Raw genomic sequence first — 11,002 nt, 5'->3', positions numbered from 1 at the left:
TACTCACCCGTGCGCCACTAATCAGGAAGAGCAAGCTCAGTCATCATCGTTCGACTTGCATGTGTTAGGCACGCCGCCAGCGTTCACTCTGAGCCAGGATCAAACTCTCCATAATTGGTGTTCAATCCTATGACCCAAGATGTTAAAATCATTGGCTTCATAAATTGTTATCTATTTTTCTTTTTGGTGGTTAGCGAACTAACCAAAGAAAATAGACGGTTGTTGTATTGTGTTGACATTATTAAGAATGTCAGTCGAGCATCGCCCAGACCGCCATTCCTGCTTAGTTTTCAATGATCGCAAACTCAAACTCAAAGCCTTAACTCAAGGCCTCTCAGCGTTTGTGGACGGGAATTATAGGGGAAAAAATAGACTATGTCAAGAGGTATTTGAGAAAACATGAAAAATATTGCAAAAAAAATTTATTTTCCTTTTTTGACCCCTTTTTTTGTCACCTTTTTACTCATTTTAACCTCTTTCGCCCTTTATCACCCTTTTTTCGACAAATGAACGGTTAATCAAAATTCTGTATAATCCCTTTTATAAAATACCTTATAAAGGAAAAAGCAATGGCTTTATATGATCGCGAATACGCACGTGAAGGTGCTTTTGGTTACGAGAGCGCTCACAGAAGTGAAGCGCAGATCGTTTCGTTTGTCAAAGATACCTATAAACTTTTCGCCGCGTCTATGCTGGCAGGGGGCGTAGGTGCTTATGTCGGTATCCCGTACGCGGGAATCGTTGCGGCAAATTATTGGTGGATTGCTATCCCCTGGATGCTGTTCGGGATGTTCGGTCTGCAAATGATCAAGAACAAACCCGGCGTCAATATGATCGGGTTGTTTGCCTTTACGTTTGCCAGCGGTGTCATCATCACTCCGTTGCTCAGTCATATCCTCGGCATGGCCGGCGGAGCGAGTATCGTAGGGAATGCGTTTTTCATGACGGCGGCCTTGTTCGGCGGGCTTAGTTTCTTCGCTATTAAAAGTACGAAGGACTTCACAAGCTGGTCCAAACCGATCATGATCGCTTTCTTTATTATATTGGCAGTCTCATTGATCAACGTATTCTTCCTGAAAAGCCCGATCCTGTACGTGGCGATTCAGGCGATTTTCCTCCTCGTGATCAGCGTAATGGTTCTCATCGACACCCAAAACGTGATCCGCGGAGCCTATGAAACGCCGATGGACGGTGCGATTGCACTCTATCTTGATTTCTTTAACCTCTTCGTCACCTTGCTCCAGCTCTTCGGCATTTTCGGAAACAATGACGAATAACATCTTCCCCCCCGAACTCCTTCGGGTGGTGGACGCCAACCTGAACCGTCTTAAAGAAGGAATCCGTGTGATTGAGGATATAGCGCGCTATGTTCACAATGACAAGGAACTTTCCACCGCTCTTAAAAATCTTCGTCATCAATGCCGCATCGAACCGCTCGAAGCGCTGTTGGAATCGCGCGACAGCGAGAGCGACGTACTGCGTCCCACGATGCAAAGCGAGATGAACCGCACCGACCTGCGTTCCATATTAATAGCCAATTACAAACGGGGACAGGAATCGTCTCGGGTTTTGGAAGAGTTGTATAAGATAGTAGATCCGGGTTTAAGTGAGCGGTTTAAACAGATCCGCTACGAGCTCTATACATTAGAAAAGAGAAACCTGCTCAATCAATGACGGCATTCGTCACTGTTGCAGTAACGCTGCTGTTCTTCAAACTCTTCGGAAACGTGCAGGTTTGAACACGAACCGAGCAATCCGTATAACTCCATGTCGCGACCGGTGATGTGGCGGATGATTTTTCCTTCTTCGTCGATAAACGCGAAAAGCTCATTTTTATGTTCGTTCTTTTTGATGTGCTGAGAGAAGATAACGTATCGTGCATTTTTCAGATCGGGGAACTGCTCGCACGTTGCAATGAATTTTTCGCACTCGCGGTTGATCTCTTTGATCTCCAGAAACTCCGATTGGATCGCTTCTCTGAGAACCGGCAAAAGTTTGGGGATAACCTCGGAAAGGTTGTCGTATTTTTCGATTCCCTTCATCATCTTCTCCTTGCACCTTATCGTAGACATTATCTGGATAGTATAACGCTTTTCATCAAAAAAAGTTCCTGATTTCAAGTTAACATTTCATTATAAATAAGAGTTCAAATTTGAAAGCTCGGATTCGGTAAAATTCCACAATCACAAGGAAGAAAAGGGTCTCATGCATACATTGGCACAATTGCGCTCCGGCAGCCTCAAAGGGATCAAACGGCTAACCCTTTCCGAGAACCTGACTACGTTTCCCGAAGAGGTATTCGAGCTGGCAGAGACCCTTGAGATACTGGATCTGAGCAACAATGCCCTCTCCTCGCTCCCCGAAGATTTGAGCCGGCTCACGAAACTCAAAATCGCTTTTTTCTCCAACAACCGGTTCACCGAAGTCCCTTCCTTCAAAGGGTGTGAGAACCTTTATATGGTTGGCTTTAAGTCCAACCTCATCGATACGTTCGGCGAAGAGGTTCTTCCTCCGAGCATCAGCTGGCTGATCCTGACCGACAACCGCCTCACGTATCTTCCCCGCTCGATCGGAAAGCTCACACGACTGCAAAAATGCGCCCTTGCGGGAAACCGTCTCGAGAGCCTTCCCGACGAGATGGCCTTATGCCGAAACCTCGAACTCCTTCGCCTCTCGGCGAACCGCCTGAGAGCGATCCCCGAGTGGCTGTGGAATCTGCCGAAACTCTCGTGGCTCGCTTTTTCGGGAAACCCGTGCAGCGTACATCCGAAATACGAGCTTCAAGAGGTTGCGTACGAATCGTTAGAGGTCAAAGAGAAATTGGGTGCAGGTGCTTCAGGGGATATATTCAAAGCCTATTCGGCACCGCACGAAGCAGAAGTGGCCCTGAAGCTTTTCAAAGGCTCGATCACGAGCGACGGCTATGCGCACGATGAGATGAACGCCTACATGAGCGTCGGGGAACATCCGAACCTCATCAACGTCCTCTCAAAACTGGGAGGGGACGAGCGTCTGGGACTGGTATTGGAATACATACCGAATGTTTACCGTAATCTGGGACTGCCTCCCGATTTTGAGACCTGCACCCGCGATACGTTCGAAGCGGGAGCAACCTTTTCACCCGAAACGATTCTCGAAGTAGCCCGTGCGATCGCCTCTGCCGCGGCGCACCTGCACGCACGCGGGTTGATGCACGGCGATCTGTACGCCCACAATATTCTGATCAACGACGAGGACCACTGTTATCTGGGAGATTTCGGGGCGGCAACCTTCTACGAACCGCACCGTAAAGAGTTCGAGAGGATCGAAGTGCGGGCGTTCGGATGCCTGCTGGAGGACATGCTCTCGCTCTGCCCTACGAAAGAAGGGGCTACCTATGAGAAGTTGGAGCAGTTAAGAGAACAATGTATGAACGAAAAGGTGGAGGAGAGACCGCTTTTTTCGGAAATAGCGCTTTAGTTGTTTACGACGTGATAAACACCACTTCGAATTCCAGATAGTTCAGCGGGTATTCCCGCATCAGCGCTTTCGTCTGTGCAACATCCAAGACACGCCGTCCGCCGCTCACCCCGCTGCGCTTGATGTAGCGAAGCATGTCCCGCACCGATTCGAATTCCAGCGCATAATGGACGATTTCGAAGCGTGCGTCAAAACGGTGCTCGGCGATGGCCATCACCTCATCGGCGGATTTGAGGATCGGCTCCAATCCCGCCGTCTCGTAAAGACTCCTGAATGTGCCGGAGGTGAAGATCGCGAGTGACAGGGGAGCGTGCAAGGCGGCTATGGAAGTAAACACACCGTCCAGATCATGTGCCCACTGAAGCGCCGAAGCCGAATAGATCCGATCATACGACGCTTTTTGCAACGTCTCAAACAAAGCGGGATCATTGAAGTCGCCGCAGATCAGTTCGGTTTGAGGGGTCCGGGGATGATGGGAAAGCATCGACGCGGAAAAATCGACCCCGACGAAACGCTTGAGGGGCCATGTTACCTTCGAGAACAGGGTGCCGTTTCCGCATCCGAGATCCAGAACCGCTTGCGGGGTATCCGGCGTATCGGCGATCAGCTTCTGCGCCACCTTGGCCTGAACGACGTTATGGGTACCGTATTCGGCGGCAAACCTCGAAAATTCTTCGCGTACTCTCATCGGCGGTTGATCACCAAGGCTACGACAAAGAATACCAACAGGCACAGCACAATGGCCGCACCGCTGGGAAGCGAAAAGAGATACGAGAGGCTAAGCCCGGCCACGACCGAGATAAGGGCGATCACAACCGATAGAAGAGTCGTCGGATAAAATCCCATCCCGAAACGGATCGCCGCCACCGGAGGGATCACCATCAGCGCCCCGATCAGCAGCGTCCCGACCACCCGAATCGAGATAGCGATAATCACCGCGATAACGCTGACGAGCATGAAGTTCAGCAGCGCAACCCGAATGCCGCTCGCCCGAGCCACCTCTTCATCAAATGCGATGAAGTAAAGCTCCTTGAAAAACGCCAGCAGCAAACCCATGCCGAGTGCTCCGAATCCCCCCATGACCCACAGGTCTTCATTGCTGACCGAGAGGATCGAACCGAACAGGTAGCTGAACAAGGAAGCGTTAAACGAACCCGCCATCGAAACGATCACGATGGCCAGCGCAAGCGAGCCCGAGAGGAAAATCGCCAGCACCGAATCGGAGTAAAGGCCGTGAACGCTACGAAGATATTCGATGAGCCACGACGCGACAAGAGATGCCGCTATCGCCATCCACAACGGAGCGATCCCAAACAACAGCCCGATGGCAACCCCGACCAGCGAGACGTGCGCGAGGGTTTCGCTGAGCAAAGAATAGCGGCGCAGTACGATGAACGATCCGCTCAGCGAGGCCAGTACGGCAATGATCAGCCCTGCGATCAGGGCGCGCTGCATAAACGGATAATCAAGCATTTCCAACATTCTTCGCCCCTCCTCAGTGATTGTGGCACACGACGTGGGCCGGAGTGCCGTAGAGTCGGCTCATCTCGTCACATCGGATCATCTCGGCGGGATTTTGGGATACCAGCAGTGTCTGGTTAACAAACAAAACACGGCTAATGTCTTCTGCAATCACCCCGATATCGTGGGTGATGAAAAGGATGCTCACTTTTTTGGTACGGTTCAAATGGCGCAGCAGTTCGTAAAAACGGTGCTGCGATTCGACATCGACTCCCGTGTTGGGTTCGTCGACGATCAGCACCTCGGGATTTGAGGCGAGCGCCCGGGAGATCATCACCCGCTGACGCTGACCGCCGGAGAGGTTGCCGATCAGACGCTCGGACAGATCGCGCACCCCCATCAGCTCCATCGCCTCTTCGATAGCGTCTTTGTCTTCGGAGGATTCGAAACCGAAAATTCCCCGCTGGGCGTAACGCCCCATACCGACCACTTCGCGCACGGTTGCGGGAAACGAGCTGTCGATCAGAGCCGAACGCTGCGGCACGTAGCCGATACGGCTCCATGCTTTGAATCTCTTTTGCTCCGATCCAAACAGCCGGATCATCCCGGACGTCGGTTTTTCGAGCCCCAGAAGGAGGCGTATCAACGTCGTCTTTCCGCCGCCGTTAGGCCCGATGATCGCACAATACTCCCCCGGCAAAATCGTGAACGAGGCATTGTTCAAGACGAGATTGCCCTGCCGCTCGAAACTAAGCCGCTCGACATCGAAAAGTGGGGGAGAAAATTTCAACGACACTCCATCGCATCTCTCAATTTGTGCAGATTTTGGCGCATGATCGAGAGGTAAGTTTCCTGCGATTTTAGCTCATCTTCACTGATATTCTCCAGCGGTTGCAACGGTACCGCTTTGGCACCGGACTCTTTGGCAATCGTTTGGGCAACGTTATCGTTGATCAGCTCTTCAAAAAAGATCGTTTTCATCCCGTGTTCTTTAACCACTTCAACCACACGAGCTACCGTCTGTGCGCTTGGCTGCTCATCCGATGAGAGTCCTATTACCGATATATTTTCAAGTTTGTTCGCATGCGTGAGATAACCGAAAGCATCATGATTGGAGATCAACGTACGATTTTTACACTCAGCCAATCCTGTAGCATATTCCGTTTTAAGCTTTTGCAGTTCAGCTATATAAGCAAAGGCGTTTTTATGAAATTGCTCTGCTTTGGCCGGAACAAGTTTCGAAAACTCGGCATCTAACGTTTGGCTCATTTTGATCATATTGTCGATATCGAGCCAGTAGTGAGGATCATACGCACCATGGTGATCGTGTTCTTCATGTTCATGCACATCGTGTTCATGCTCTTTGTGCGCGTGTTCATCATGGTGTTCCTCTTCATTTTTTTGCAATGCAACATATTGGCTCATATCTACTATTTTCGTTGATGATGGGATCGTGTTTTGCAACGCCTCGGCCCATATTTCAAACCCCGCTCCATTATAAACAAACAGTCCGGCGCCGGATATCTCGGCTACTTGGGCGGGGTTCGGCGAAAACATATGGGCGTCGCTTCCCAGCGGAACGATAGAACGGACATCAAGCGCATCCCCGGCAACTGCACGTGCCGCTTCATAAAGCGAAAACGTACTCACCAATACAATCGGTTTCGCTTCCGCAGCCGTTTCTTTTTTATCGGCTTGCGGTGCAAAGAAAGCAAGACCGGCTATGACCGCCACAATGATGATTCCAAATATCGACAATCGTTTCATATCCATAATTCAGGTTCCTTATATAAAAACTGGATACTATTCTAATGCAACTCAGTTGCAATAAACCTTAAATTTTAAGAAGTCTTATCAAAATGACCCTTGATGAACAAATAGCCCTAATGGGCTTTAGGCTAACTTCGCCCCGCAAGAAAATTCTTACCATCTTTGCACAGCAGCACCATCCGATCAGTTTTGAAGAGTACGCTTCTCTCGATCCCACCATCGATAAAAGCACTTTTTATCGGACGATGCAGACATTTGAACAGGCCCATATTATCAGCGGAATCGAATCGGATGAAGGGAAACGGTATTTTGAACTGTCCGGAATATTTCACCCCCATTTCATCTGCCAGAACTGCCATACAATCGAGTGTCTGAGGCCGCAAAACATCAGCACACCCGACGGCTATACGATCAATGCGGTCATCTACAAAGGAGTCTGTCCCTCATGTTCCGAATCCTAATCGTATTATCCGCCTGTTTTTCTTTTAGCTGGGGATGTCTAGCGTGCAGTTACGGCGACATCAAAGTCCTCACTCATCTCTATCTGAACGTCTCGCAGAACAAACTCTCATCCGTCGATGTCGAGTGGACACTGGACCCCACATTCTCCCAAATGGTTCTGGGAGATTTCGACACTGACCGAAACGGCAAATTCAATAAATCCGAAGAATATGAAATCTATAAAGCAATGCTGAGCATGAAAGAAACCGGTTTTTTTATCCGTCCTTCCGTCAATGGCCGGCCGATCCGACTCAAAGAACTCAAACATTTTGCCGTCCGTTATGACAAAGGCCTGGTCATCTACCGCTTCACTATCCCAACCAACGAACCGATAGCCCAGTCTCTCCATCTACGAATCGCTTATGATGCCGATGCCGCGTTCAATAATGGAATCATCTATCATCTTAATGAGAAAAATGTTTTTCTCTCCCCTAATAAATCGGCTCGGCTAACGACAAAAATCACCCGACCTAAGATATCCAGAGGATCGGATTCGATTTTGGATATTTCGTTGCGCCCCATAACTCTAGCTCTTGCATCGCCTCTGGGAGGGAATTTCCAAAACCGCTCTAATGATAATGATTTTAGTCAAAGCCTCCGCACTATCACCGAAAAAATTCACGGGGCGATTGTCCAAGCCCAAGAGCACCCCTCACTCCAAAGTTTCGGAGCCATTTTACTTTTTTCTCTTCTCTACGGTATCCTCCATGCTGCCGGTCCCGGACACGGAAAAACATTGGTCGCGAGCTATTTTAGCGCCAATGAGCGTAGCTACGCCCGTGCAGGGCTGGTCGCACTCCTCATCGCGGCCACCCATGTCGTGAGTGCTTTTACGATCACCATGATCCTCTATTGGTTTGTCCACGCACTATTTTCCCAAACCATCAGCGATGTTTCCCTTTATGCCACAAAAGCCAGCGGAATGATTATCCTCTTTATCGCCCTCTATTTGGCCCGCCAAAAATGGCTTTACTACCGCCCGAAACCTAGCACGATGAGCTTTAGTGCAACACCGCCGCATACCGGCAGTTGCGGTTGTCACAGCTGTAGAACCACCGCAAATTCAACCGATTTGATGCTCATATTAGGTGCGGGGATCGTCCCCTGCCCCGGTACGGTCGTCGTATTCTTGTTTGCCATCTCGATGGGAGCCTATACCCTCGGCATATTAAGCGCTGCCGTAATGAGTCTGGGGATGGGGATCACGATCGCCCTCACCGCTGCACTGGGAACCGCGTTGCGGCGAAAAAGCGGCTCCTACGGTGCTAAAATGCTTCAAACCGTCGATATTTTAGGTGTCAGTGTAATGATGCTCGCAGGGACGCTCTTAATATTTTCATAGCCCACATATGCTATAATCGCGAACTTTTTCTCATCACAAGGACAATTATGACAGGTATTCTGCTCATCGTACAGATTGTATTGGTCGTCATGATCACAATCGCGGTACTCTTGCAAAAAAGCTCCAGCATCGGGCTGGGAGCGTACAGCGGCTCGAACGAATCGGTCTTCGGCGCCAAAGGGCCGGGAAGCTTTCTGGCCAAAGTGACTTTTTTCCTCGGATTTGTCTTCGTCGTCAATACGATTGCATTGGGCTATTTCTACGCACAGCAAAAAAATGCATCGGTTGTCGATGCCATGGTCGAAAAAACCGAGGTAAGCGCTCCGACGATCAACATCGTCAACGACACAAACACTACCAAGTAAAGACAAAGGAGATTTTATGCTGAACGAAGTGTATCAATTTTGTGAAGAACAGATGCAAAAAGGGGTCGACCATATGCTCAGCGATTTTAGAACGCTGCGCACTGGAAAAGTGACGACCAAAATCCTGGACAACATCCGTGTCGAGAGCTACGGCTCACTCGTGCCGCTCGACCAAGCCGCGAGCGTTCTGGCTACCGATGCGACAACCATCACAATTTCTCCATGGGAAAAATCGATGCTGGGCGTCATCGAAAAAGCGATCATGAAAGCCGACATCGGCGTCAATCCGAATAACAACGGTACTGATGTAAAGCTTTTCTTTCCTCCGATGACGGTCGACCAGCGTCAGGAATCGGCGAAAAAAGCCAAAGGGATGGCGGAAGAGGCCAAAGTTGCCGTCCGCAACGACCGCAAAAAAGCGAACGACAAGATCAAAAACCTTGAAAAAGACAAACTGATCACGCAGGACGATTCCAAAGTCGCGCAGGACAAAGTCCAAAAAATCACTGACAAATTCACCGCAAAAATCGACGAACTGCTCAAGAACAAAGAGCAGGAACTGTTGACGGTATAACCATGAACGTCAAACAAATTTATATGGATGCCGACGCGATGCTCGAAGGGCACTTCAAGCTCAGCTCCGGCAACCATTCGCAGTACTATCTTCAATCAGCCAAAGTTCTTGAAGACCCAAAAACCGCGAAGCTTCTAGCGGATGCCTTGGCGGACGTTATCCGCAACGACGGGATAGAAATCGATACGGTCTGTGCTCCCGCACTGGGTGGCTTGATTGCCGGATTCGCCCTCGCGACCGCACTCGACAAACGCTCGATCTTCGCTGAACGGGTCAACGGTGAGATGCAGATTCGCCGCGGATTTGAAATCAAGAAGGGGGAGAAAGTCCTCATCTGCGAAGACATCATCACCACCGGCGGCTCGGCGATGGAAGCGGCCAAAGCGATCGAAGCCCTCGGCGGTATCGTCGTCGGATTTGCCGCGCTCGCCAACCGCGGGTTCTGCAAACGCAGCGGCTCTGCTCTGGAACGCAAACAAAACTGTTCGCTCCCGGACAACAAGCCTCTGTTCGCGCTGGCCGATTTCGATTTCGAAATGTACGCACCGGAAAACTGCCCTCTGTGCGCGGACGGAAGCGAAGCGATCAAACCGGGGTCGAGAGGAAATTAATGTCCGCCAATCCTGAAAACTTTAAAGTCGATATGGCGCACCTGCAAAAGGTGCAGCGTACCATTCGCAAAGCGGGAAATATTTTCCCTAATGAGCAGGAACTTGTCAACACCCTCGAAGATTTGATCATCAAAGCTCAGGACGACACGTCGCTCAACACCTATTACAATATGGCGCAGTATCTCAAACAGCGGCTCAAAGAGCTCAAGGCCCATCTGGAAACGCCTGTCGAATCAGTCGATACGGCCATCGAAGAGCTTGACTGGTCCATCCGCTATCTGCAATGGCTCGTCACCGAGCAGTCCAAAGAAGACTGACCCGGCGTCCGCTATTTCCCCAATTCACACTGCAACGCTTCCGAAACCAGTCGGGTCGCAACCTCTTTTTTGCCGTCGATCGTAATCGAAATAGGCAATCCCCGCAATGAACGTTTCTCTTCCAGATTGACTACTTTTACTACCAGTTTAACTGTCGGAGCATGGGCAATGACCGCTTCGCAGATCAGCCGCTTTTTTTCCATGTTGTCCAGCGTCACGATAACACTGGAAGCGTCTTTAATAAACAGTTTATCCAGAATAGCCGTTTTCGACATGTCGCCGAAATAGACCTCTTCGCCGTCGCGCAGCGCCTCCTCGACGTGTTTATAGCTGTTGTCGACGACGACATAGTCTACGCCTCCCGCACGCAGCTCTTTGGCGACGAATTTCCCCACCACACCGTATCCGCAGACGATGACATGATAACGGCGCCCGGGGAGCATACTGAAACTCTCCGTCAAACTGACTCCCCTGAAAAAGAAATCGCTGATGCGGGACAGATTTGCCAGAATGAACGGAGTGACAATGATGGACATGACGACGGCAAGCACCAGGATCTGAGACATCTCCTGCGGAATCAAGTCGTAATTTCCAGCCAGCGC

The 11,002-nt window shown here is 50.1% G+C and carries 15 protein-coding genes and 1 rRNA gene; 9 read left to right on the top strand and 7 right to left on the bottom strand.

Features of this window, described 5'->3' with window-relative positions; translation table 11 throughout:
- Positions 1–115 (bottom strand): 16S ribosomal RNA (locus JU82_RS04035); the annotation flags it as partial.
- Positions 116–569: 454 nt separating this feature from the next.
- On the opposite strand from JU82_RS04035, the gene JU82_RS04030 reads away from it, so the two are divergent.
- On the top strand, positions 570–1,277 hold the full coding sequence (locus JU82_RS04030; RefSeq protein ID WP_037946803.1) for a Bax inhibitor-1/YccA family protein: 708 nt from the start codon (positions 570–572) through the stop codon (positions 1,275–1,277).
- Positions 1,267–1,674, top strand: a complete 408-nt coding sequence (locus JU82_RS04025; RefSeq protein WP_037946801.1) for a hypothetical protein — start codon at positions 1,267–1,269, stop codon at positions 1,672–1,674. The genes JU82_RS04030 and JU82_RS04025 overlap by 11 nt, the downstream gene beginning before the upstream one ends.
- On the opposite strand, the gene JU82_RS04020 is transcribed toward JU82_RS04025, so the two are convergent.
- Positions 1,668–2,042 (bottom strand): hypothetical protein, encoded by a 375-nt coding sequence (locus JU82_RS04020; protein WP_037946798.1) that lies wholly within the window; start codon positions 2,040–2,042, stop codon positions 1,668–1,670. The genes JU82_RS04025 and JU82_RS04020 overlap by 7 nt on opposite strands.
- Positions 2,043–2,205: 163 nt before the next feature.
- Here JU82_RS04020 and JU82_RS04015 point away from each other — a divergent pair, with 163 nt between their 5' ends.
- The gene (locus JU82_RS04015) at positions 2,206–3,459 is read left to right on the top strand and encodes a leucine-rich repeat-containing protein kinase family protein (protein WP_037946795.1); all 1,254 of its coding nucleotides are present in this window, start codon (positions 2,206–2,208) and stop codon (positions 3,457–3,459) included.
- A 4-nt stretch (positions 3,460–3,463) separates the two neighbouring features.
- On the opposite strand, the gene JU82_RS04010 is transcribed toward JU82_RS04015, so the two are convergent.
- The 4 genes from JU82_RS04010 to JU82_RS03995 are packed head-to-tail and all read right to left on the bottom strand — an operon-like array spanning position 3,464 to position 6,687.
- The gene (locus JU82_RS04010; RefSeq protein ID WP_037946792.1) at positions 3,464–4,147 is read right to left on the bottom strand and encodes a methyltransferase domain-containing protein; all 684 of its coding nucleotides are present in this window, start codon (positions 4,145–4,147) and stop codon (positions 3,464–3,466) included.
- Positions 4,144–4,941, bottom strand: coding sequence for a metal ABC transporter permease (locus tag JU82_RS04005; protein ID WP_037946789.1), 798 nt, complete (start codon positions 4,939–4,941; stop codon positions 4,144–4,146). Before JU82_RS04005 ends, JU82_RS04010 begins: the two co-directional genes overlap by 4 nt.
- A 13-nt stretch (positions 4,942–4,954) precedes the next feature.
- Positions 4,955–5,716 carry a metal ABC transporter ATP-binding protein gene (locus tag JU82_RS04000; RefSeq protein WP_294892104.1) on the bottom strand — a complete coding sequence of 254 codons (762 nt, stop codon included), beginning with the start codon at positions 5,714–5,716 and terminating at the stop codon, positions 4,955–4,957.
- Complete coding sequence (locus JU82_RS03995; RefSeq protein ID WP_294892103.1) at positions 5,707–6,687, bottom strand: zinc ABC transporter substrate-binding protein; 981 nt, start codon at positions 6,685–6,687, stop codon at positions 5,707–5,709. The genes JU82_RS04000 and JU82_RS03995 overlap by 10 nt, the downstream gene beginning before the upstream one ends.
- A gap of 119 nt (positions 6,688–6,806) precedes the next feature.
- On the opposite strand from JU82_RS03995, the gene JU82_RS03990 reads away from it, so the two are divergent.
- The 6 genes from JU82_RS03990 to JU82_RS03965 are packed head-to-tail and all read left to right on the top strand — an operon-like array spanning position 6,807 to position 10,400.
- Positions 6,807–7,151 carry a transcriptional repressor gene (locus JU82_RS03990; protein WP_037946806.1) on the top strand — a complete coding sequence of 115 codons (345 nt, stop codon included), beginning with the start codon at positions 6,807–6,809 and terminating at the stop codon, positions 7,149–7,151.
- A complete protein-coding gene (locus tag JU82_RS03985) occupies positions 7,136–8,533 on the top strand; it encodes a DUF1007 family protein (RefSeq protein WP_037946779.1) in 1,398 nt (465 codons plus the stop codon). Before JU82_RS03990 ends, JU82_RS03985 begins: the two co-directional genes overlap by 16 nt.
- A gap of 47 nt (positions 8,534–8,580) precedes the next feature.
- A complete protein-coding gene (gene secG / locus JU82_RS03980) occupies positions 8,581–8,898 on the top strand; it encodes a preprotein translocase subunit SecG (RefSeq protein WP_037946777.1) in 318 nt (105 codons plus the stop codon).
- Between the two features lie 16 nt (positions 8,899–8,914).
- Positions 8,915–9,472, top strand: coding sequence for a ribosome recycling factor (frr, locus tag JU82_RS03975; protein ID WP_037946776.1), 558 nt, complete (start codon positions 8,915–8,917; stop codon positions 9,470–9,472).
- Between the two features lie 2 nt (positions 9,473–9,474).
- Positions 9,475–10,083, top strand: coding sequence for an orotate phosphoribosyltransferase (pyrE, locus tag JU82_RS03970; protein ID WP_037946774.1), 609 nt, complete (start codon positions 9,475–9,477; stop codon positions 10,081–10,083).
- Positions 10,083–10,400, top strand: coding sequence for a hypothetical protein (locus JU82_RS03965; protein WP_037946772.1), 318 nt, complete (start codon positions 10,083–10,085; stop codon positions 10,398–10,400). Before pyrE ends, JU82_RS03965 begins: the two co-directional genes overlap by 1 nt.
- A gap of 11 nt (positions 10,401–10,411) precedes the next feature.
- On the opposite strand, the gene JU82_RS03960 is transcribed toward JU82_RS03965, so the two are convergent.
- On the bottom strand, positions 10,412–11,002 hold a 591-nt coding region (locus JU82_RS03960), incomplete at its 5' end, for an NAD(P)-binding protein (protein ID WP_037946768.1).

This window comes from Sulfuricurvum sp. MLSB, assembly GCF_000747095.1.
Lineage (GTDB): Bacteria > Campylobacterota > Campylobacteria > Campylobacterales > Sulfurimonadaceae > Sulfuricurvum.
Note: the sequence above shows the minus strand (reverse complement) of the source record. Positions and strands in the feature narration are given on the sequence as shown.

Coding starts and splice junctions, on each gene's coding strand:
- secG (WP_037946777.1), top strand. CDS start 8,581: ATGACAGGTATTCTGCTCATCGTACAGATTGTATTGGTCGTCATGATC.
- JU82_RS04010 (WP_037946792.1), bottom strand. CDS start 4,147: ATGAGAGTACGCGAAGAATTTTCGAGGTTTGCCGCCGAATACGGTACC.
- JU82_RS03990 (WP_037946806.1), top strand. CDS start 6,807: ATGGGCTTTAGGCTAACTTCGCCCCGCAAGAAAATTCTTACCATCTTT.
- JU82_RS03965 (WP_037946772.1), top strand. CDS start 10,083: ATGTCCGCCAATCCTGAAAACTTTAAAGTCGATATGGCGCACCTGCAA.
- pyrE (WP_037946774.1), top strand. CDS start 9,475: ATGAACGTCAAACAAATTTATATGGATGCCGACGCGATGCTCGAAGGG.
- JU82_RS04005 (WP_037946789.1), bottom strand. CDS start 4,941: ATGTTGGAAATGCTTGATTATCCGTTTATGCAGCGCGCCCTGATCGCA.
- JU82_RS03985 (WP_037946779.1), top strand. CDS start 7,136: ATGTTCCGAATCCTAATCGTATTATCCGCCTGTTTTTCTTTTAGCTGG.
- JU82_RS04020 (WP_037946798.1), bottom strand. CDS start 2,042: ATGAAGGGAATCGAAAAATACGACAACCTTTCCGAGGTTATCCCCAAA.
- JU82_RS04030 (WP_037946803.1), top strand. CDS start 570: ATGGCTTTATATGATCGCGAATACGCACGTGAAGGTGCTTTTGGTTAC.
- JU82_RS04015 (WP_037946795.1), top strand. CDS start 2,206: ATGCATACATTGGCACAATTGCGCTCCGGCAGCCTCAAAGGGATCAAA.
- JU82_RS04025 (WP_037946801.1), top strand. CDS start 1,267: ATGACGAATAACATCTTCCCCCCCGAACTCCTTCGGGTGGTGGACGCC.
- JU82_RS03995 (WP_294892103.1), bottom strand. CDS start 6,687: ATGAAACGATTGTCGATATTTGGAATCATCATTGTGGCGGTCATAGCC.
- frr (WP_037946776.1), top strand. CDS start 8,915: ATGCTGAACGAAGTGTATCAATTTTGTGAAGAACAGATGCAAAAAGGG.